Genomic DNA, 21,293 nt, shown 5'->3' on the forward strand with positions numbered 1-21,293 from the left:
GTAGGAGAGGCGCCCGATGTAGCAATTAGGTTTGCACTTTAGTTCGCGGCTAGTGCGCAGTTAATTGCGTCAAAAGCTAGTGCGCAAGTTAATGCTCTGCTGCGCCTCAAACTACCTTCTGCTAAGAGCTTTAGTTCATGCGCGCTGGTCGTACTACGTGCTAGTGAGAGTGATGAAATCTTGCGCCTTTGGACGGATATCCCGCATTCATGGGATGTTGGCACACTCTGCCATAGATATCATCACTCCCAATTTTTCTATTCTAAGGCAGCTATGATAAGAAACACTGCTTCACTTATCGATAGACCTCTACGCTCCGTCACCTTGTGGGATGGCCAGCTGTACTGGACTGGCGTTACCGAACAAAGTCTTACCGCAATTGCAGAGCTTGGTGCAAGCGCGGTAACACTGAGTTGGTGCGAATACGTCGACCCGACTACAGGCAAAATTCTTGATCACAATGGTGCTGGATGGCAAAGGGAGACTCTCAAAGATATCGAGAAGGTTTCCGCAATCGCCAGTGAGAAGGGGCTAGAAGTCATCCTGCAACCGTACTTCCAGTTAGCTACCACGTCTGCCGGCACCGGCGTTAACACGTCCTTTGGGGAGTATTTCGGAAACTACGAGGAGATTGCTAAGGACCGAAGCAAGCTAGACAGCTTTGTTACCATCTTTAAACCAAGCTATCACGAATATCTGGCAAAACTGGGAGGGATTGCACAGAGGATTGAGGCAGTTTACGTCGCAATCGGCGGGGAAATGAACCCGCTTGACTCAAGGCTCTACAACTTGTTCTGGAAAGAAGCCGTTTCCGTAATGAGAGACAGCTATAAGGGGCTGCTCTCCTACACGGCGTGGGGCTCAATTCTTGACGAGCACCCGTGGGCGTACGCAAATAGTCCAATGAAGAACACAGAACTTTGGCAATACCTCGACTTGATTGGCCCGCAGATTCACGACCTCCTTACCCGAGAAACGACGAAACCAACTTATGAGCAAGGAATACAAGGCTGGATAGCGAATAAGGCATATACGACAAGCCCAACAAGCATCATTGATGCTTATAAGGCGCTTTCTGTGAAATATGGCAAGCCGGTTGTTTCGGCGGAAAGCGGCTTTGCGAGTTCGCCGGACCCATGGTCGGCTCCTAGTCTAGCAAACCCTTACATGGGGGAGCCTTCGGACTATGTAATGCAGGCTGTAATGACGCAGGCCTATCTGGATACTTGGAAAAGCGTTGATTCGAAATGGTTTGCTGGTTTTTCCTACTGGGGATGGGTGAACCTTGAGGTGACAAATCAGGTAGACCCAAAGCACGACGAGCCACTCTCACCTTTCTGGTGGTGGGATAACGGATGGGCGATTTACAACAAGCCCGCCTTTTTCACGCTCCAAGCCGGCCTCAAGAACACTGACAATTTGGTGGGAACGGACGACGAAGATACGATTGTTGCCCTCGTCGGGCGTAAGAGCGCGATTACTGGCCTTGCAGGAAATGACACGATTATCGTACTTCAGGCCGAAGGTAGTCGATATGACGGAGGAAGCGGAAATGATACCGCGAAGTACAGCGGGAACAGTGTCGGCTATTCGCTATCGCATGATAATGGAAACTGGTCAGCAGCTTCACGAGCGACCATTGGTAAGACCGATACGCTCGTAAGCATTGAGCGTATAAGCTTTGAGGACAAGGCAATAGCCTTAGATATCTCCGGCAACGCGGGACAGGCTTTCAGGCTGTACCAGGCTGCTTTTAACAGGACTCCCGACAAGGAAGGTCTTGGATACCAAATGAACGCCCTCGATACTGGACTTTCTCTGACTCAGGTTGCCCTAAACTTCATTAACAGTCCTGAGTTCTCTCAAACCTACGGTAGCCTCGATGACGTCCGCTTTGTTACACAGCTTTATGCGAACGTGCTCCATCGCGTTCCGGATTCCAGCGGTTTGGATTTTCATGTTAAAAATCTCGCAGGCGGAACTTCACGGGCGGCGATACTCGTGGGCTTTTCGGAATCTCCGGAGAATCAAGCAGCCCTTCTTGGCGTAATTCAAAATGGTATAGAGTACATTCCGATAGCCTAAACCCAGACTTTCTTAAGAGGGGCAGTGGGCCTCGCAGTTTCTAAAGGAGCTGTATTTCGCATCGTTCAAGCTGCATACGCAGCGAAAAAGTCACAACACCCAGTAGGGCAACTCTACTCGGCTTTCGCTTTAGTCACTTTGGCAGAACGGTCACACGCGAGGATTCCCTTGATAAAAACAGCCCAGTCCGAAGGGCTGGGCTAAGTGCTCGAGAAGAAGTACTGGGAGGCTATAGATCACCAACGTAAGGCTTCCTTTGCAGCCCTAGCGTCTGAAGCCTCACCTTCGTTGATCCACATTTGAGCAATTGCGGCAAGCATGGTGGCGGTGCGGGGAAACGCGGGAACTGCTCTAGACCATGCTCGGGCTTGCTCAGCCAGGTCCCGCTCCTGCTGACCACCTTCACCAACAGCTTTACTGTATACGCCTCTCATGTTAAATCGCTCAAGACGTATAGCATTCTCAACTCTATCAGACGAGAGTTGCTCTAAGAGTCGTCGTACTGACTTATGGGGCCAAACTTGGTCATCCGGGTCTACTGGCGCATGAGCAAGCAGGTGGCCTATACGGCCATCAGTAACGGACCTTCTGTCGACGTCAGCCGAGCGCCGCTGTACCTCATCACACCATGCGCTAAGTTTCGCGAAGTCTACTTGGGCGCCAACTTGCCCGGGCAGTACGTCCAACCCATTCAATAGTTCGTATGCAGCGGTCGCATGTCGCCGCTCACTGTCGGACAAGGCTGGCGACTCTCCGTTTTCCGGTTTGAAGACAGCACAAATTGTGGAAACGAAGAATTCAGGGCTTTCTGCCATCATCTTGTGCAGTGTCAAGGGACGCTTGCGTCGATGAAAGAAGGGTAGATATATAAACTCCATTCGGGCCAACTCGTCCTTCATCACGTCGGTCCGTCTTTCCAGTTCCTCGAAGATGTGCTCAATGTAGTACCTGAGCATATTGGCACTATTGCCCCCAGATGCGTTGATTTCTACTACTGCTGAATCTAGCAAGCTCAATAGGGTTGGAGAGTCAACATCTTTCAGCCGGCGATGTGTCGCTTCAATTGCTCCTAGCGTTCGACCATGCTCCTGATATCTTGTTATAGCGTAATGGAGGTCGTCGAGCGTTCCTGTGAAGCCGGAGGCGCTTTTCTGACGCCAGTACTCCGCGTCAATCTCAGCTCCAAAAGTGCTGACTAGTTCCCATGTGGGCCTCGTATCTTCAAAGGCTAAGAAAAGCCGTGCGCTATCTGTTGGACTAAGCTGAAGGTCTGAAATGAGATTGCGAATCGAGGCGGCCCACGAACTGCCATATACAACGAAGGCTTGGGCAATTAGAACTGCTCCGAGCGACTTGCACTCTCCATCCATCCCCAGGAGGCGACTGATGAGACCGTAGAGAGGCATCTCATCCAATGCTAGTCGGCGAAGTGCAGTTGTCATCTGGATTGGTAGTTTGACTCGTTCTGCCATCATTGCCAAGCCATCAAAGCCATATGCTATGACGACGTCTTGAAGCGCCTTCGTTCTAGCATCTTCAATCGCTTCCATTGGCTCATCATCATTAAGCTTGCCAGGAACGTCCGGCATCCAGTCGTCGAACAGCCAGGTGTTGAGCAATATGGGGTCATCAGGCTGGAACTTGGCTACAAGGGCCTCTAGCCGTTGAAGGGGGGCATCCCGAAGCGCCCATTCGGCGCCACTAAACGCTCGATGTTTATTCAATTCCTTTCGCAAAGCATCCCACGTCGTCATCAGTTCCTTAGGCGTCTGCCTACTCATGCAGTCTTCGAGTGCAATCAAGACGCGCTCAAAGCTGTCTGGCTGCAATTGGCTGAGTGCCTCGATAAGAGTTGCCCAACGCTCTGGCATGAGGCCCGCATTCTCGACGGCCAAGTCAACAATTGCCGACTGGGTCTCCCAAACAATACCGTAGGTGAGGGTCTCTTGGCCTCCAGGGGACGCTTCTGCAAATATCGGCTTTTGGGTTGGACTTACGCTGTCGTGATGCTGAGGTAAGAGCTTTACAAGAAGTGGCCAAGCGATAGAAGGCATGGCCCGTACGACATGTGCAAGAACGCTAATGCGCCGCTGATAGGTCGCGTTTGTGTGCGGTGACCAAGACAAGAGTATGTCTCGGAGGCTGTTTATGGGGCGGTTCGATAGCTTGCCTCCCGGGTCAATGGCAGCCAGTTTTGCCAGACACATTGCTGAACGAAGAAGGTAGTCAGCGTCCCAAGCAAGCAATTCCAAAGCCCAAAGGAGTCCTGTATGGGAGCTCTGAGGCGCAAAGAAACTGTCCTGTTCGGAGAAAATGGCTTTGATGTTCTCGGCGTCGCCCTCAAGCAGGCGCTCGAGGGCCTCAAAGAAAGGGACGGGTGCAGCCTCCGCAAGCAGTGGAAGTTTGTCTCCGAGGCTTCCAAGCAGACGATGGTTGGATGACAGTCCTGGCAGATTTCGAACGATTTGATCAACGAAGTATTGAGGCGTTGAGCCCGTTACGACAAATCCTGCTTTTTCATGGAGCGCTGCCATGTGAAGCATCGTTGTCATCATGCCCTCTCGAAGCCAAGTGCTATGTTGGTCAACCCTTGATTTAGACAGGCGAAACACATCCTCGGCTTTTGGAGGCTCAGTAATCTGAGAGAACACAGATTTAGCCTGTTCAGCAAATCGCTGTAGGTGTTCGCCACCAAGGAGATGGCCGAGGTGCAAGAATGCGTCGACAGAGGAGCGCATAGTCCATACGTCGTCAACTCGGTCGACCGGCGGGTCTTTTAGCTTGGTGAGTTTCCGAAGCGGAGCCTCAACCTCTTCGTAAGTTGCGCGACCACCCAATGCTGTAAGCACGTCGGCGTCTGCTTTAACCGATGGTTTCCATGCACCTGCCAATAGTGCGGGTATTAGAGCGTCTGAGGATTGGAGCCACTCAGGAGGCTCTGCTGTCCCGCTGGGTATTTGGCGGGCGAGTACCGCCAGACTTCGGCCGCATCTACGCGCCAGTTCATAGCCTTCGGATTCAGTAATACCCATCGAGACGAAGGATTTTGCCAGTTGAGAACTGGTCGGTCTTGTTAGGACTTCATGGTGAGAGCGTTGATCATCGGCGCCGGCACTAACAACTGTTGGTCCAGCTTGCGCCAAGAGGCCAACGAATGAACGTGCTTGTCCCCTTGGTAGGAATATCAAGCCCTTTCTAACGGCGAGCTGCCGTGCAGCGTCCGCGCTTTCGACCACGAGGACGCGGGTTTCCAAGAGCTGGCGGACTTCCGGCTCGGCACGTCGAATGGCCGCGATTGCGAAGGCAATTACTTCGTCCGCGGAGTCTGCGGCATAAGCTAACTTGCTACCGCCATCGCCCAGCAGCCTGATTAGCTCAGCTGCTTGCGACTCACGTCCAGCAAGCAGTACATCCTCCACCAATGCTGGAGCGAAACGGGTCGAGAACTCGTCCCAGAACTCGTTTGAGCTATACGCTCCCGTATGTGGAGAAAGGCCCAGTTCGTACCGGGCATACCGGGCCGCGACTGCGGGGTGCATATCGAGCCAGTGTTCGAGTGCCGCACCATCGAAATACTCGACTCCCTTCCACGCTCCTAGGGCTCGCTTTTCATTCAGCCATTCAGTTATTTGTTTTTGTGGGCGGTCCCAAGTTCGAGGCGTCGCAAACACAAACGTTGTACTTGCTCTGACTTCTGCGTCGAGTTCCTCCGTTCGTTTCTTGAAGTCCTTATCCGCTTTGCCAATCACATCGCCGTTTACTCCGAACTCCCATATGGAAGCACCGTCGGGGACGAACGGCGGGACGCCCGTTGCTTCAAGAACGCCGTCAAAGCCCCGAACCTGTCCTTTCTCGCGATTTGGGAACCGGAAGGCTGTAATATCCGGGACTGACGCTGCCACAAGGTCAGCTATGAGGCCCGGGAAAACAGTCCGCGCTGCAAGTGACTCGGCCCATTGCTGGAGGTTGTGGGCAGTTATCCATTTCATCGAAAGTGTCCTTTTCGTCTCGCTTATCTGTAGCGACGATTGATGCTCGCTTCTTTCCGATGCGTTGAGGCGGAGGAAGTGGCAACACGCTGAAGAGGCGAGTTTAACAACTGCTTCGCATGATGGACAGTAACGTGGCTCCGTCTTTTCGTTACTTGCCTATGGAATTTGACGGTGTGGCGGAATGACTGGCTGAGAATTTCGCAAATCGGGTTACACACCGGTTACATGAGAACTTTCGGCCGCTAAAAAGCAAAAAGCCCAGTCCGAAGAACTGGGCTAAGCGCTTGAATTATTTGGGGTGGCCGATGGGACTCGAACCCACGACGACAGGAATCACAATCCTGGACTCTACCAACTGAGCTACGGCCACCACTGAAGTCTTTGCCGGACTGCATGTCAGGCAAGCCCGTCATTATACAAACTTCGGGGCAAAGTGGCAAATACTGCTTTTTCAACCCGTCGCGCCGACTGTGGCGACCGGCGGGGTGAGGTGGAGAAGGCGGGAAAACGCCGTCTTCAGGGCGGTTTCACTGCCGGTGGTGAACGCTGCGATCTTGCCCGGCCCTTGCTGCCGGAGGAGGCCGCGCGCAGTAAGCAGCCGGACCAGCTGGCGCGCAATCGGCTCTCCGGTGTCGACGATGGCGACCGGTCGAGTCGTCAGTTGCCCGACGATTTCTTCGATCAGCGGCAACACGAACGGGTAATGTGTGCAGCCGAGCACGAGTGTGTCCGCGCCTTCCGCAATCAGCGGTTCGACGTAGCGGCGCAGGAGAAGGGCGGTCTCGGCCGATTGCAGCTCACCTTTTTCCACCTGGTCGGCCAGGCCGATGCACGCTTGGGGGAGGAATTGCACATGGGTCGCAGTGCTGATCTGCTCGCGCAGCAGCCTGAATTTCTCACTCGCCAGTGTTCCCTTAGTCGCCAGTACACCAACGTTGCCGGTCTTCGACAAGGCCGCCGCCGGCTTGAGGCCGGGCTCGACGCCGACCAGTGGGATGTCCGGATAGCGTGTCCGCAGCGCCTTGATCGCGGCAGCCGTTGCCGTATTGCAGGCGACTACCAGTGCTTTTGCCTCGTACTGCATCAGGAATCCGGCAATGGCGAGCGAACGTTCGACGATCTCGTCTTCCGTCCGTCCGCCGTAGGGGGCATAGCCGGAATCGGCGAAGTAAAGCAACTGCTCGTTGGGCAGGCTGGCGTGGATGTATTTCAGCACCGACAGACCGCCGATGCCCGAGTCGAAGATGCCGATGGGCTTGTCTGACATGGGAGTGGGAATTGCGAAGACGAGCAATTTTACACCCGGCAATCCACCGCGTTGAACCGGCATCCTCCGCCGCACTCCTAAGGTCAGGGTCGCTTGACCTTTTGTCATTGTCGATTGACAACCCAAGGAGAACGAAGATGATCAGACTGGCTATCATTGTCGGCAGCACCCGGCCCGGACGAAAGGCGGAAGACGTCGCGCGCTGGGTGTTCGAGATCGCAAGGCAGCGCAACGATGCCCAGGTGGAACTGGTGGACATCCAGGATTTTAATCTGCCCCTGCTGGACGAACCGGTGCCGCCGTCGATGGGGCAGTACAGCAATGAGCATACGAAGGTCTGGGCGGCGAAGATTGCGTCCTTCGACGCCTATGTGTTTGTGACGCCCGAATACAATCACGGCACCTCGGGGGCGTTGAAGAACGCGATCGACTACCTCTATGCGGAGTGGAACAACAAGGCCGCCGGCTTTGTTGGTTATGGCAGCGCAGGCGGTGCACGTGCGGTGGAGCATCTGCGTCTGGTGATGGGCGAGTTGATGATCGCGGACGTGCGGGCGCAGGTGATGTTGTCGCTGTTTACGGATTTCGAGAACTTTGCGACTTTCAAGCCGGCGCAGCATCATGAAAAATCGGTGACGGCGATGCTGGATCAGGTGATCAGCTGGGGGACGGCGTTGAGGAATGTGAGGAAGTAAGTTGCACGCCTGGCGAGGTTGGAATGCGGGCTCGCACTCTTGATGATTCACTCGCCTTTTCCCCGTCGTTCCCGCGCAGGCGGGAACCCATGGTGACGTAGAACGAGCGGATTGCTTATGGGTTCCCGCCTTCGCGGGAACGACGGGGATGGGGCAAGGTGCTGAGCATTTGTAGTCGCCCGCGTGCAAACGCATTCAGAAATAAAAACGGGCCGCATCGCGGCCCGTTTAACTTCCAGCAGTCGCAGCCTTACTTCACCGCGACCGGAATCCCACCAAGGTTGCCAGAGGCAATCCGCTCCGACCATTCCTTCGGCCCGGTGTTGTGCACCGAAATACCGTTGGAATCGACCGCCACCGTCACCGGCATGTCCTTCACCTCGAACTCGTAGATCGCTTCCATGCCGAGGTCTTCAAAGCCCAGCACCTTGGCCGACTTGATCGCCTTCGATACGAGGTAGGCCGAACCGCCGACCGCCATCAGGTAGGCCGACTTGTGCTTCTTGATCGACTCGATCGCAACCGGGCCGCGCTCGGCCTTGCCGATCATGGAGATCAGGCCGGTTTTCTCGAGCATCATGTCGGTGAACTTGTCCATGCGGGTCGCGGTGGTCGGGCCTGCCGGGCCGACGACTTCATCACGTACCGGATCGACCGGGCCGACGTAGTAGATTACGCGGTTGGTGAAGTCCACCGGCAGCTTCTCGCCCTTGGCCAGCATGTCCTGGATGCGCTTGTGCGCGGCATCGCGGCCGGTCAGCATCTTGCCGTTCAGGAGCAGGGTCTGCCCCGGCTTCCAGGATGCGACTTCTTCCTTGGTCAGGGTGTCCAGGTTGACGCGCTTGGACTTCTCGGTGTCGGGCGCCCAGCTCACGTCCGGCCATTCGGACAGTGACGGCGGCTCGATGTAGGCCGGGCCGGAACCGTCGAGCACGAAGTGCGCGTGACGGGTTGCAGCGCAGTTCGGGATCATGGCGACCGGCTTGGATGCGGCGTGCGTCGGGTACATCTTGATCTTGACGTCGAGGACGGTGGTCAGGCCGCCAAGACCCTGCGCGCCGATGCCGAGCGCGTTGATCTTCTCGCACAGTTCAAGACGCAGTTCTTCGGTCTTGTTCTGCGGGCCGCGCTTTTTCAGCTCGTACATGTCGATGTCTTCCATCAACGATTCTTTCGCCATCAGCATCGCCTTCTCGGCGGTACCGCCGATGCCAATGCCGAGCATGCCCGGCGGGCACCAGCCGGCGCCCATCAGGGGCACGGTCTTGAGCACCCAGTCGACCAGCGAGTCGGATGGGTTGAGCATGACGAACTTGGTCTTGTTCTCGGAGCCGCCGCCCTTGGCCGCGACCTGCACGTCCACCGTGTTGCCGGGAACGAGTTCCATGTGCACGACGGCCGGCGTGTTGTCCTTGGTGTTCTTGCGATCGAACTGCGGATCGGCGACGACCGATGCGCGCAGCACGTTGTCCGGGTGCAGGTAGCCGCGGCGCACGCCTTCATTGACCGCATCGACGATCGATCCCTTGAAGCCCTCGAAGCGCACTTCCATGCCAATCTTCAGGAACACGTTGACGATGCCGGTGTCCTGGCAGATCGGACGCTTGCCTTCGGCGCACATGCGCGAGTTGGTCAGGATCTGCGCGATCGCGTCCTTCGCGGCCGGGCTCTGCTCGATTTCGTAGGCGCGTGCGAGGTGCTGGATGTAATCCACCGGATGGTAGTACGAGATGTACTGCAGCGCGGCGGCGACCGATTCGATGAGGTCTTCTTGCTTGATGATAGTCATGATGATGTCAACAGAGGGTCAATGGGATTGCTTGGAGTGGGAATCGGGGCCGCTCATCAGGCGGTCGCAGTAGGCGATGGCCATCGCCGACAGCAGGAACGTGATGTGGATGCCGGTCTGTGCGATCAGCGTCTTGGCGTCATAGGCGTTGGCGTTGATGAAGGTCTTCAGCAGGTGGATCGACGAGATACCGATGATTGCTGTAGCGAGCTTCACTTTCAGCACGGAGGCGTTCACGTGCGACAGCCATTCCGGTTGGTCGGGGTGGTGTTCGAGGTGCATGCGGGACACGAAGGTCTCATAGCCGCCGACGATGACCATGATCAGGAGGTTCGAGATCATCACCACATCGATCAGGCCGAGCACGACCAGCATGATGGTGGTTTCGGTCAGTTTGGTCGGGCGGGGCGCACCTTCGATGGCGACCGCACTGATGATGTGTTCCAGTGCGGCTTTGTTACCCATCGCCGCACCCACCAGGTCGACCAGTTCGACCCAGAAATGGTAGACGTACACGCCTTGCGCGAGGATCAGGCCGATGTACAGCGGAAGCTGCAGCCAGCGGCTCATGAAGATCAGGTTGGGCAGGGGGCGGATTGGTCGTACAGCGGCAGGGATCTTGTCGTTTGAACTCATGTCTTATGGGAAAACAGGCAGGAATGAAACCCCAGCATTTTACACGGGCTGGCGTTTTCGCTCCGCCGATTCTTGCAATGCAACAGGCTGTTGCAAGTCGCTCATCTTGATATTAAAAATGCAATTTTGCTATGCTTTCGCGCGCTGCCTTGACGCGCTTGTGCGCGGGGCGCATGAGCATATGCAATTGACATGTAAGGCTTTAGTAAGAGTAAAAGCTTAACTTCGCTTCAATTCAACATGAGCGCGGGAGAGACACAAATGTCCGATATCGAAACCCTGAAACAGGAAAATCGCATTTTCAACCCGCCGGCAGATTTCGTTAAGAACGCGAACATCTCCGGCATGGAAACCTACAAGGCGATGTGCGCTGCAGCAGAGCGCGACTACGAGGGTTTCTGGGCGCAACTTGCACGCGAGAACATCGCTTGGCAAAAGCCCTTCACCAAGACCCTGAACGAGTCCGAGGCACCGTTCTACCGCTGGTTCGAAGACGGCCAGCTCAACGTTTCCTACAACTGCCTGGACCGCAATCTGCAGAACGGCAACGCCGGCAAGACCGCGATCATCTTCGAAGCGGATGGCGGCCAGGTCACCAAGGTCACCTACAAGGAGCTGCACGACAAGGTTTGCCAGTTCGCCAACGGCCTCAAGTCCATGGGCATCAAGAAGGGCGACCGCGTGGTTGTCTACATGCCGATGTCCGTTGAAGGCGTCGCCGCCATGCAGGCTTGTGCCCGTATCGGCGCGACCCACTCGGTGGTGTTCGGCGGCTTCTCCGCCAAGTCCCTGCAGGAACGCATCATCGATGCCGGCGCCGTGGCCGTCATCACCGCCGATGAACAGGTCCGCGGCGGCAAGCACCTGCCGCTGAAGTCCATCGTCGACGAAGCGCTCGCCATGGGCGGCTGCGAAACGATCAAGAATGTCGTCGTCTACAAGCGCACCGGCGCCAACATCAACTTCGTCGCCGGCCGCGACAAGTGGCTCGACGACGTCCTCGCCGGCCAGGCCGCGACCTGCGAACCGGAATGGGTCGATGCCGAGCATCCGCTGTTCGTGCTCTACACCTCGGGCTCCACTGGCAAGCCGAAGGGCGTGCAGCACGCCTCCGGCGGCTACCTGCTGTGGGCGATGCTCACGATGAAGTGGACCTTCGACATCAAGCCGTCCGACGTGTTCTGGTGTACCGCCGACATCGGCTGGGTCACCGGCCACACCTATATCGCCTACGGCCCGCTGGCCGTCGGCGCGACGCAGATCGTCTTCGAAGGCGTCCCGACCTACCCGAACGCCGGCCGTTTCTGGGACATGATCCAGAAGCACAAGGCAACGATTTTCTACACCGCACCGACCGCGATCCGTTCGCTGATCAAGGCGTCCGACGCCGATGCCGACGTGCATCCGAAGAAGTACGACCTGTCGTCCCTGCGCCTGCTCGGCTCCGTGGGCGAGCCGATCAATCCGGAAGCCTGGATGTGGTACTACAAGAACGTCGGCAACGAAAAGTGCCCGATCGCCGATACCTTCTGGCAGACCGAAACCGGCGGCCACATGATTTCCCCGCTGCCGGGCGTCACGCCGATGGTTCCGGGTTCCTGCACGCTGCCGCTGCCGGGCATCATGGCAGCCGTCGTGGACGAAACCGGCCATGACATGCCGAACGGGCAGGGCGGCATTCTCGTCGTCAAGCGTCCGTGGCCGTCGATGATCCGTACCATCTGGGGCGATCCGGAGCGCTTTAAGAAGAGCTACTTCCCGGAAGAGCTGGGCGGCAAGCTTTACCTGGCCGGCGACGGCGCCGTGCGTAACGAACAGACGGGCAACTTCACCATCACCGGCCGTATCGACGACGTGCTGAACGTCTCGGGCCACCGCATGGGCACGATGGAAATCGAATCCGCGCTGGTTGCCAACCCGCTGGTGGCGGAAGCCGCCGTGGTCGGCAAGCCGGACGAGACCACCGGCGAAGCGATCTGCGCCTTCGTCGTGCTGAAGCGTGCACGTCCGACCGGCGACGAAGCCAAGGCAATCGCGAAAGAACTGCGTGACTGGGTGGCGAAGGAAATCGGTCCGATAGCCAAGCCGAAGGAAATCCGCTTCGGCGACAACCTGCCGAAGACCCGCTCGGGCAAGATCATGCGCCGCCTGTTGCGTGTGCTGGCCAAGGGCGACCAGATCACCCAGGACGTTTCGACACTCGAGAATCCGGCCATCCTGGAGCAACTGAAGCAGGCTCAATAAGCCAAGCCGAACAACGCGAGGAGACTGAAAGGACCGGTGCGGCCACAAGCCGCACCGGTTTTTTTATGGCTTTTCCGGCATGAAACAGAAAATGTGCAACAAATCGAAAAGTCTTTGCTATAATCTTTGGCTTCGCGCTTGCGAACCCGAATCCAGGAGAGGTGGATGAGTGGTTTAAGTCGCACGCCTGGAAAGCGTGTATAGGTTCATAGCCTATCGGGGGTTCGAATCCCCCCCTCTCCGCCAAGTCGTAAAGAAAACCCGCATCGAGCTGTCAGCTGATGCGGGTTTTTTGTTTTCCGGTACTGCCATTTTGTGTGTGGCGTTTCAAGTCGCGAACGGCAGGCTGGCGCGGGTGTCCAAATACATCAAGCCTGCGAAGGTTCATCATGAAATGGCATTGCCTCCCCCTCTGCGCCATGGTTGTCATATCTGCATGCGCGCACCTCAGTGCCGAACCGCCGGTGAAGATGCTGGGTGATCCCGCGCCGGACACGGCTGCCACCCAGACCATCGAGATCCGCTCCGACACAAAATGGGTCAACGTTACTGGCGGCGACATCGTGAAGTTCGTTGTCGGCGGCAAATCTTTCGCCTGGGCGTTCAACGTTGGCACCGGTGTAAGCCGCTTCGATCTCAGCCGGGTTGCTCCACCGGGTGTGCTCGACCGTCCGGTATTCGTCTACCTGGCACCCGACCCCCGGTACATCGGAGGAGGGGATGGAGATCGCGGACTTGGCCTATAAAAGCATCGGCCAGGCGTCACCTGCCTGAAGCGGTCAGGCGAGGTTGTACAGTTCGGTGCTTGAGTGACGGCGCCGCTACACGCTGGCCTTGCCCGATATCTACGACGCGTGCATCGCCTCCGCCTTCATTTCCCAGCTTGAACACCGCAACCGCTTGCACGAGCTGCTGAGCCTGCGTGCGCAGACTCTCGGCTGCGGCGGCGCTTTCCTCGACCAGCGCTGCATTTTGCTGGGTGCTCTCGTCCATCTGCTGCACGGACTCGTCGATCTGCTGCATGCCGCGGCTTTGCTCGGCACTGGCTTCGCTGATTTCGCCGACGATCTCGGTCACGCGACGGATCGCACTGACGACCTCGTTCATCGTCGCGCCGGCGCGGTCGACCAGGGCAGTGCCGTGCCCGACACGCTCGACGCTGGAGTGGATCAGTTCCTTGATTTCCTTCGCGGCGTCGGCGCTCCGGCGAGCGAGGCTGCGCACTTCCGTCGCCACGACGGCGAAGCCGCGGCCCTGTTCGCCCGCGCGGGCTGCTTCGACCGCGGCGTTGAGTGCGAGGATGTTGGTCTGGAAGGCGATGCTGTCGATGACACCGATGATGTCGGCGATCTTCTTCGAGCTGTCGTTGATGTCGCGCATCGTGCCGACAACCTGGGTGACGACTTCGCCCCCGCGTGCGGCGACTTCGGATGCATTGACGGCGAGTCCGTTTGCCTGCCTCGCGTTGTCCGCGTTCTGGTGCACGGTCGAGGAAAGCTCTTCCATGGACGCGGCAGTTTTCTGGAGAGCGGCCGCCTGCTGCTCGGTGCGGGCGCTGAGGTCGCTGTTTCCAGCGGCAATCTCATTGCCGGCAGTGGCGACGTTTTCGGCATTGGCGCGCACGGCCGAGACCGTGGTGGCGAGGCTGGACTGCATTTCGCGCAGGGCCTTGAGCAGGTCGCCCATGGGGCCCTTGTCATGGGCAATCTGGTTGGCGAGATGGCCGTCGGCGATGCGGCGGGCAACGGCGGTAGCGTGGGCGACCGGGCCTGTCAGTACGCGGATGATCCAGGCGGCGAGGGCGACGGCGACCGCCAGGGCGAGCATGCTGACGGCGATGACCATGACGCGCACGCGGCTCGCTTCGGCCTCCAGCTCCTTGATCCTGTCCTGGGAGGCCTGGGTGTGCAGGCGGATCTGTTCATCGAATGCCTTGACCAGGGATGCGCCGACCGGGGTGGTGAACTTTCCGCGGTATTCCTTTGCTTCATCGGCCTTTCCCTCCAGACGCAGTTTGAACCACGGCGGGCGCACTTCGGTGTAGCGTTGGAACACGTCCCGCAGTGCGGTGAGGGCGCGGGCTTCCTCGGTGCCGAGGTTGGTCTGCCGGTATGCGTCCAGCGCTTTCCAGATCGCTTTATAGATGTCTGCTTCCGCATCTGCATACTTGCGCACGCCCGCGTCATCGGCAGAGGTCGCCTGTGAAATGGCGTAACGCAGCTGCCAGAGCCCGCTTTCGGCGGCTGCCAGTTCGGCCGTGCCTTCGGTTTTCAGGTGCAGCGAGCGATAGTCCGCCGCGGCTTTCCAGGTGAACCAGCCGGCGACACCAGCGCCAAGGGCAATCATCAGGATCATCATGCCGAAAGCGGCAAGCAGGCGGGTGTTCAGTGAATTCTTCATTTCGCAGTCCTTTGGGTTGGGCAACGGACAAATGCGCCGGATGTACACGCAATGTCACTCCAGCAGCGCGCGGAGCTTGCTTTTGGCTGGCGGCGCGGAGCTAGCAAAACGAACGGGGGAAGGCAATGACAGGAGTCAAGAAATATCTAAATGGCTTGCCTTTTTGCAATTAGAAAGGATGCAGTTGCTTTTTTGCATACCATATTCATGGGATTTTTTTGCCATGTGATGACATAGCTTAAGTGTGAAGTGGTGTGTGAACAACAACGATCACACTGAGCCACTGTCTAATCGCCACTGCTACCCCAACGAGGTGCGCTTTGACATCCACGATGCCATTTGGCGAAGAGTCGATCCGACAGCTCGCAAAGGCCGACATCGTCCCCATGTGCTGCTGGAAGCTTGACGGCGGCATTGTCGAGGCGAACGACCTGTTCTGCCGGATGACCGGATATACGCCGCAGGAACTCCAGGCGGGCACTGTCAGGCTTGCCGACCTCAGCGCGCCGGGAGCGCTTTCCGTGGACTTCCGCGTGCGCGAAAGCCTGCGCGCTTCCGGAAGCATCCTTCCCTTCGAGACGGCAATCACCGCCAAGGACGGTCGTCGCGTCCGCGTCCTTGCCGGCTGCGCGCTCTTTGCCGATTCACAGGAACGGGGCGTCGCGTTTTTCTTTGCGCTCGACGAACGACGCCAGCTTGATGCGGTTCCGGAAAACGAGGAGATATACCGCCAGGCAGCGGAAGCGGCGGCCGATGCCATCCTGATCCTCGATCGCGATGGCGGGATCACATACGCCAATGCTTCCGCGGGACATGCCTTCGGACTTCAGACGGATACCTTGACCGGGCGGAACCTTGTCCGGATGATTCCCGCGCATTGCGCCGGAGACGCGAGCGCCCTCAGGGAGGCGCTTGGGAGCGGCAAGGCTTCGGAAAACTGGCAGAGGATCGAGGCGACCGTGCGCCACGAGGAAGGTCACACCATGCTGCTCGAAATTTCCCTGGGAAAGTTCCGGCATTCCGGCAAAACCTTGTTCGCCGCCGTCGTATTCGACATTACGGAACGCAAAAAGACGCAGTTGATCTGTACCGGCCAGAACCAGCTGCTGGAAATGATCGCGCTTGGCGCGCCGATGGATGAGGTACTGGAGAAGCTCGTTCTCCTGATCGAGTCGCAGACGCCAGGCATGCTGGGTTCCATTCTGCTGCTGGACAAGGATGGCGTCCACGTCCGGCATGGCGCTGCGCCCAACCTCCCGATCGAATACATCCGTGCCGTCGATGGGCAACCGATCGGACCGACCGCCGGTTCGTGCGGCACGGCGATGTACACCGGCAAGCCAGTGATCGTGAGCGATATTCTCGTCGACCGGCTTTGGACCGATTACCGCGAAGTCGCCACCCGGCACAAGCTGCGGGCATGCTGGTCAACGCCGATCCGTGTATCTGGAGGGCAGGTGCGAGGTTCCTTTGCCATGTATTACGTCGAGCCGCGCAGTCCCAAGCCCGAAGACCTGCGGGTGGCGGAACTGGCTTCGCATATTGCAGGCATTGCGATCGAGCGCAGGGATGCCGAAGAACGCATCAGTCATCTGGCCCGACACGACGCATTAACAGGTCTGCCCAATCGCACGATGCTGCACGGCGCGCTGGTCCAGGCGATTGCGCACGCCGGGCGCCGCAAGTCCATCGTCGGCCTGCTGTTCATCGATCTCGACAATTTCAAGCGCATCAACGACTCGCTTGGCCATCATGTCGGCGACCTGTTGCTGCAGGGCGCGGCACGCAGGTTGCAGGCCTGCCTGCGCAAGGACGATATGCTGGTGCGGCTGGGCGGCGATGAGTTCGTGATCCTGCTCGCGTCGCTGCGGCACTCGCAGGAATCGGCACTGGTCGCCGCGAAAGCACTGAGCGTACTCGATGCGCCGTTCGAGCTGGAAGGGCATGTCTTGCATACAGGCGGCAGCATCGGCATCAGCCTGTACCCGGATGACGGGAAGGACGCGGAAACGTTGATGCGCGCCGCCGATACCGCCATGTACCACGCAAAGGCGAAGGGGCGCGGCAACTACCAGTTCTTTACGGAGGAACTGAACGCGTCGATCCAGTATCGCCTGGCGACCGAGAACCAGCTGCGTTCGGCTCTCTCTCGCGGCGAGCTTTCCTTGCATTTCCAGCCGCAGGTGGACATGGAGAGCAGCCGCATCTTTTGCGCGGAGGCGCTGGTGCGCTGGCATCATGCGGAACGGGGCATGGTCCCGCCGGAACAGTTCATTTCCATTGCCGAAGAGAGCGGACTGATCGTGCAGATCGGCGAGTGGGTGTTGCGCGAGGCGTGCGCGCATCTGGCGCAATGGCATGCGCGCGGACGGATGGATATGTGCGTGTCCGTGAACCTGTCGGCCAGGCAGATTTTCCAGCAGGATTTTCCCGAACTCGTGGAACGGGTCCTGAAGGAATTCGAGGTGCCCGCGCGCGCGCTGGACCTCGAGATCACCGAGACGATGCTGATGCAGCCGAGTGACGACAACATGGGCACGCTCACGCGCCTGAGCGAGATGGGCGTCCAGTTGTCGGTGGACGATTTCGGCATCGGGTATTCCAGCCTGTCCTACCTGAAGCGCTTTCCGATCCATGCGCTGAAGATCGACCGCTCCTTTGTCAGCGGCATCGGCCGCGACCAGAACGATATGGCGATCACCAGCGCCATCATGGGCATGGCCCAGGGGTTGCATCTCAAGGTCGTGGCGGAGGGCGTGGAAACCACCGAACAGGCACATTACCTGAGGTCGATCGGCTGCACCTCGGCACAGGGTTTCCTGTTCGGGAAGCCCGTCGCGGCGGACGCCTTTTCGCGTCTGCTGTAACGCCCTTCCGCGCGGGAATCGAGCGCGCGTTGTCACATTTTCAAGCATCAAAATCTCATCTTTCATCACATCCGGCTTGAATCGCCGGTGCGCTTCCTATAATCAATTTCATAGACAGACACGTCGGCGGGCAAGACCCGGCGGCCCATCCGGGAGGAGCGCACCATGTTTCATCGACTTCAATCCATGAGCATCGCCAGAAAACTCGGCATGCTGACCGTAAGCGCCGTCCTCGGCATCATCGTTCTCGCGGCGCTGTTCCTGTATTCCGAACGCAGCCTGATCCTTGACGAGCGCAAAACGAGCGTTCGCCAGTCAGTTGAGACCGCGCACGGACTCCTCGCGCATTACGAACAGCTGGCGTCCAAGGGCGTGCTGGGGCAGGAAGAAGCGAAGCGGCAGGCGATGCAGGCAGTCAAGGCGCTGCGCTACGGCGGCAATGAATATTTCTGGATCAACGACATGCATCCGAAGATGGTTATGCATCCGATCAAGCCTGAACTGGACGGCAAGGACCTGTCGGAAAACAAGGACCCGACGGGCAAGCGGCTGTTCGTCGAATTCGTCGACACGGTCAAGGCAAGCGGCGCCGGGTACGTTTTCTACCTGTGGCCGATGCCCGGCAAGGACCAGCCGGTGCAAAAGGTTTCCTACGTAAAGAGTTTCGCGCCGTGGGGGTGGGTGATCGGATCCGGTGTCTATGTGGACACTGTCGATGCGGCGGTCATCGCCCGCGTGCAGAAATTCTCGGTCGGCACCCTGGTCCTGGCGACGGTGCTGGCAGCCATCTGCCTTCTGATCGCGCGCGGCCTGCTGCGCCAGCTCGGCGGGGAGCCGGAATATGCAGCCGAAGTCACGCGCCGCATCGAACAGGGTGACCTGACGGTCGACATCGTCCTCAAGCAGGGCGACAACAACAGCCTGCTGCATGCGATCAAGGGCATGCGCGACAGCATCGCCTCCATCGTCACCCAGGTCCGCACCGGCACCGATACTATCGCCAGTGCATCGAGCGAGATCGCGGCCGGCAACCTTGACCTGTCGGCGCGCACCGACCAGCAGGCAAGCTCCCTGGAAGAGACGGCATCGTCGATGGAGGAACTCACGTCGACGGTGAAGCAGAACGCGGACAATGCGTCGCAGGCCAACGGCATGGCGCGCTCGGCGGCAGAGATTGCCCTGAAGGGCGGCATGGTGGTATCGCAGGTCGTCGACACCATGTCCTCGATCAACGAGTCGTCGAAGAAGATCGTGGACATCATCGCGGTGATCGACGGGATTGCGTTCCAGACCAACATCCTGGCGCTGAATGCGGCTGTGGAAGCGGCAAGGGCTGGCGAACAGGGCCGTGGCTTCGCGGTGGTGGCCGCGGAAGTGCGCAGCCTCGCCCAGCGTTCGGCCACCGCGGCAAAGGAAATCAAAGCCCTCATCGGCGACTCGGTCGAGAAGGTCAATGCCGGCACCCGTTACGTGAACGATGCCGGCGACACGATGCAGGAGATCGTGGATAGCGTGAAGCGCGTCACCGATATCATGGGCGAGATCACCTCTGCCAGCCGTGAGCAGAGCGCCGGCATCGAACAGGTGGGGCTGGCGATCAACCAGATGGACGAGGCGACCCAGCAGAACGCGGCGCTGGTGGAGCAAGCCGCCGCAGCGGCAGCCTCGCTGCAGGAGCAGGCGCATTCGCTGAAGGAGATCGTGCGCCTGTTCAGGATCGACGCATCGGAAGAATCCACGGTGGAAGCCGGGCAGGACGCACTGGCAAGAACCGCCGCGCCGAGGCCGACCGGCCGGGTGATCAGCCTGGGAAGCTGGCGAGCGGCGTGATCGCTCGGCGATGCACAAAAGAAAAAGGGGGCTGCATTGATGCAGCCCCCTTCTGAATTTTGGCTCCCCGACCTGGACTCGAACCAGGGACCTGCGGATTAACAGTCCGTCGCTCTACCGGCTGAGCTATCGGGGAAGAGAGGCGAGATTGTAGTGGCGCATCGTCAAAAAGTCTAGTGTCGCCGTGCAATGAATGCGGACGCCTTGGTTTCGGCACCAATCCCACTCTCAGTGTAGACCGGTCTCGCCGAAATGCGAGTCGCGATTCTCCGGCCGTCCCGGCGCTTTTCTGTCCGGCATTTCATTTGCTGAAATGTCAGCCGTAAGGGACGTGGCTGCCTTCCACGATCACTTCCGCCGAGCTCAGGTAGCCTTCCACCGGGTCGACGGAGCGACGGCGCCGGCCTGTCTGTCGAGGGCTGAGCAGCTCAGGCGCGATGCGTTCGAGCAGGTCGGCCGGCAGCGATTCCGCGCACGCAGCGACGACTTGTGCCGTTTCCGGGTCGATGCCTCCGTGCGTGGCCGCTTGTTCGGCCACTGCGGCAAAGCGTTCGCGCGCGACCTGCATCAGCAATGCATGCATGCGCGCGGATGAGGGGTTGATGTCCGCGGCCTCGCGAAGGCTTGCATGGTCGATGACGGGAATCGGTGCGACTCCGGTCCCCGGCCGAGCGAGCCGGAAGGCATCGAAGCCGGCTTTCAGGAGGAATTCCAGGAAGCGTTCGTGGAAGACATGGTGTTCGACGCCATCCAGCGCGAGTGCATGAAAGGAGGGGCCCGCACCCTCGTTGTATGCCTGTGCGCCGTCTCGTGCCAGGGTTTCCAGTCGCGTCCAGTCGAAGTGCGCGGGATCCTTTTCCCAGGTTTCCTGCAAATCAGTGAATTCGCCAATGAGGCGGTTGATGTCATTTACGCCAGTCTGGCCCATGTGCAGCCTCCAAAGCTCGTTTGTCGCCGTATCGCCGGAATCGTTCACGCTGTCATGCTATCGCCCGGGCCAATCGATAATGTGTACGGCACAACGCGCTCCTGTTCGTTCGCATCATTGCGTGCGACCACTGCGCGCGCCGGTTCCGTTTCGCTCAGGTTGATGGCCTCATGCGGGACGCCCGGTGGAATGAAGAGGAAATCGCCGGCCACGGTCACCACGGCGTGTTCCAGCGCCATGCCGTAGCGCGTCTCCACGCGACCCTCGAGCACGTAAATGGCTGTTTCGTACTCCGCGTGCACGTGGGGTGCAGCACGCGCGCCGGGTGGAATCACCACGAGATGCATCGACAGGCCACGCGCGCCGACGGTTGCTTCGGATATCCCGATGAAATACGGGAGACGCTGGCGTGTCAGGACTTCCGCATCCGGCCTCACGACGGTCACGCGCTGCTCTGCATTTTGTTCGTGCATGCATTTTCCTTTGGCAGGAGAAACCCGATCACCGCGACAGTATATGTCTGTCGCGGCGGCGGAGATTTGTCCGTCCTCGACCGCGGT

13 protein-coding genes and 3 tRNA genes are annotated in these 21,293 nt (G+C 58.7%); 7 read left to right on the forward strand and 9 right to left on the reverse strand.

Annotation, left to right across the window (positions count from 1 at the left end):
• The first annotated feature begins 273 nt into the window (after positions 1 to 273).
• Positions 274 to 2,085, forward strand: coding sequence for a DUF4214 domain-containing protein (locus ACNOHI_RS18880; RefSeq protein ID WP_420476248.1), 1,812 nt, complete (start codon positions 274 to 276; stop codon positions 2,083 to 2,085).
• A gap of 236 nt (positions 2,086 to 2,321) precedes the next feature.
• On the opposite strand, the gene ACNOHI_RS18885 is transcribed toward ACNOHI_RS18880, so the two are convergent.
• From ACNOHI_RS18885 to murI, 3 genes are all read right to left on the reverse strand, one after another.
• Positions 2,322 to 6,074 (reverse strand): hypothetical protein, encoded by a 3,753-nt coding sequence (locus tag ACNOHI_RS18885; protein WP_420476249.1) that lies wholly within the window; start codon positions 6,072 to 6,074, stop codon positions 2,322 to 2,324.
• A 297-nt stretch (positions 6,075 to 6,371) separates the two neighbouring features.
• Positions 6,372 to 6,447: transfer RNA gene (locus ACNOHI_RS18890), tRNA-His, on the reverse strand.
• Positions 6,448 to 6,528: 81 nt separating this feature from the next.
• The gene (gene murI, locus ACNOHI_RS18895; RefSeq protein ID WP_420476250.1) at positions 6,529 to 7,344 is read right to left on the reverse strand and encodes a glutamate racemase; all 816 of its coding nucleotides are present in this window, start codon (positions 7,342 to 7,344) and stop codon (positions 6,529 to 6,531) included.
• Positions 7,345 to 7,481: 137 nt separating this feature from the next.
• On the opposite strand from murI, the gene ACNOHI_RS18900 reads away from it, so the two are divergent.
• Positions 7,482 to 8,039 carry an NADPH-dependent FMN reductase gene (locus tag ACNOHI_RS18900; RefSeq protein ID WP_420476251.1) on the forward strand — a complete coding sequence of 186 codons (558 nt, stop codon included), beginning with the start codon at positions 7,482 to 7,484 and terminating at the stop codon, positions 8,037 to 8,039.
• Between the two features lie 250 nt (positions 8,040 to 8,289).
• Here ACNOHI_RS18900 and ACNOHI_RS18905 read toward each other — a convergent pair whose 3' ends face one another.
• Both ACNOHI_RS18905 and ACNOHI_RS18910 read right to left on the reverse strand, forming a co-directional pair.
• Entirely contained in the window at positions 8,290 to 9,828 is a 1,539-nt protein-coding gene (locus tag ACNOHI_RS18905) for a fumarate hydratase (RefSeq protein ID WP_420476252.1), read from the reverse strand.
• Between the two features lie 18 nt (positions 9,829 to 9,846).
• Entirely contained in the window at positions 9,847 to 10,464 is a 618-nt protein-coding gene (locus ACNOHI_RS18910) for a YqhA family protein (protein WP_420476253.1), read from the reverse strand.
• 261 nt (positions 10,465 to 10,725) lie between these two features.
• Here ACNOHI_RS18910 and acs point away from each other — a divergent pair, with 261 nt between their 5' ends.
• The 3 genes from acs (at position 10,726) to ACNOHI_RS18925 (ending at position 13,454) form a co-directional block, all read left to right on the forward strand.
• Positions 10,726 to 12,708, forward strand: a complete 1,983-nt coding sequence (acs, locus tag ACNOHI_RS18915) for an acetate--CoA ligase (protein WP_420476254.1) — start codon at positions 10,726 to 10,728, stop codon at positions 12,706 to 12,708.
• A 155-nt stretch (positions 12,709 to 12,863) separates the two neighbouring features.
• Positions 12,864 to 12,954: transfer RNA gene (locus tag ACNOHI_RS18920), tRNA-Ser, on the forward strand.
• Positions 12,955 to 13,127: 173 nt separating this feature from the next.
• Positions 13,128 to 13,454, forward strand: a complete 327-nt coding sequence (locus tag ACNOHI_RS18925; protein ID WP_420476255.1) for a CzcE family metal-binding protein — start codon at positions 13,128 to 13,130, stop codon at positions 13,452 to 13,454.
• Positions 13,455 to 13,470: 16 nt separating this feature from the next.
• Here ACNOHI_RS18925 and ACNOHI_RS18930 read toward each other — a convergent pair whose 3' ends face one another.
• Entirely contained in the window at positions 13,471 to 15,108 is a 1,638-nt protein-coding gene (locus tag ACNOHI_RS18930) for a methyl-accepting chemotaxis protein (protein WP_420476256.1), read from the reverse strand.
• 332 nt (positions 15,109 to 15,440) lie between these two features.
• On the opposite strand from ACNOHI_RS18930, the gene ACNOHI_RS18935 reads away from it, so the two are divergent.
• Positions 15,441 to 17,975, forward strand: a complete 2,535-nt coding sequence (locus ACNOHI_RS18935) for an EAL and GGDEF domain-containing protein (RefSeq protein WP_420476257.1) — start codon at positions 15,441 to 15,443, stop codon at positions 17,973 to 17,975.
• 165 nt (positions 17,976 to 18,140) lie between these two features.
• Positions 18,141 to 19,805: a methyl-accepting chemotaxis protein gene (locus tag ACNOHI_RS18940; RefSeq protein ID WP_420476258.1), complete on the forward strand. Its 1,665-nt coding sequence runs from the start codon at positions 18,141 to 18,143 to the stop codon at positions 19,803 to 19,805.
• Between the two features lie 60 nt (positions 19,806 to 19,865).
• Here ACNOHI_RS18940 and ACNOHI_RS18945 read toward each other — a convergent pair.
• The 3 genes from ACNOHI_RS18945 to ACNOHI_RS18955 form a co-directional block, all read right to left on the reverse strand.
• Positions 19,866 to 19,941: transfer RNA gene (locus ACNOHI_RS18945), tRNA-Asn, on the reverse strand.
• A gap of 180 nt (positions 19,942 to 20,121) precedes the next feature.
• On the reverse strand, positions 20,122 to 20,733 hold the full coding sequence (locus tag ACNOHI_RS18950) for a hypothetical protein (protein ID WP_420476259.1): 612 nt from the start codon (positions 20,731 to 20,733) through the stop codon (positions 20,122 to 20,124).
• A gap of 44 nt (positions 20,734 to 20,777) precedes the next feature.
• Positions 20,778 to 21,206 (reverse strand): cupin domain-containing protein, encoded by a 429-nt coding sequence (locus tag ACNOHI_RS18955; protein WP_420476260.1) that lies wholly within the window; start codon positions 21,204 to 21,206, stop codon positions 20,778 to 20,780.
• Positions 21,207 to 21,293: the final 87 nt, after the last annotated feature.

Origin of the sequence: Noviherbaspirillum sp. ST9 (assembly GCF_048799745.1) — a bacterium.
Taxonomy (GTDB): domain Bacteria; phylum Pseudomonadota; class Gammaproteobacteria; order Burkholderiales; family Burkholderiaceae_D; genus Noviherbaspirillum.

Bases quoted from the DNA above. Each gene is read 5' to 3' on its own strand.
- ACNOHI_RS18905 (WP_420476252.1), bottom strand. From the start codon at position 9,828: ATGACTATCATCAAGCAAGAAGACCTCATCGAATCGGTCGCCGCCGCG.
- ACNOHI_RS18910 (WP_420476253.1), bottom strand. From the start codon at position 10,464: ATGAGTTCAAACGACAAGATCCCTGCCGCTGTACGACCAATCCGCCCC.
- ACNOHI_RS18950 (WP_420476259.1), bottom strand. From the start codon at position 20,733: ATGGGCCAGACTGGCGTAAATGACATCAACCGCCTCATTGGCGAATTC.
- ACNOHI_RS18940 (WP_420476258.1), top strand. From the start codon at position 18,141: ATGTTTCATCGACTTCAATCCATGAGCATCGCCAGAAAACTCGGCATG.
- ACNOHI_RS18955 (WP_420476260.1), bottom strand. From the start codon at position 21,206: ATGCACGAACAAAATGCAGAGCAGCGCGTGACCGTCGTGAGGCCGGAT.
- ACNOHI_RS18930 (WP_420476256.1), bottom strand. From the start codon at position 15,108: ATGAAGAATTCACTGAACACCCGCCTGCTTGCCGCTTTCGGCATGATG.
- ACNOHI_RS18925 (WP_420476255.1), top strand. From the start codon at position 13,128: ATGGTTGTCATATCTGCATGCGCGCACCTCAGTGCCGAACCGCCGGTG.
- ACNOHI_RS18885 (WP_420476249.1), bottom strand. From the start codon at position 6,074: ATGAAATGGATAACTGCCCACAACCTCCAGCAATGGGCCGAGTCACTT.
- ACNOHI_RS18900 (WP_420476251.1), top strand. From the start codon at position 7,482: ATGATCAGACTGGCTATCATTGTCGGCAGCACCCGGCCCGGACGAAAG.
- ACNOHI_RS18880 (WP_420476248.1), top strand. From the start codon at position 274: ATGATAAGAAACACTGCTTCACTTATCGATAGACCTCTACGCTCCGTC.
- ACNOHI_RS18935 (WP_420476257.1), top strand. From the start codon at position 15,441: ATGCCATTTGGCGAAGAGTCGATCCGACAGCTCGCAAAGGCCGACATC.
- murI (WP_420476250.1), bottom strand. From the start codon at position 7,344: ATGTCAGACAAGCCCATCGGCATCTTCGACTCGGGCATCGGCGGTCTG.
- acs (WP_420476254.1), top strand. From the start codon at position 10,726: ATGTCCGATATCGAAACCCTGAAACAGGAAAATCGCATTTTCAACCCG.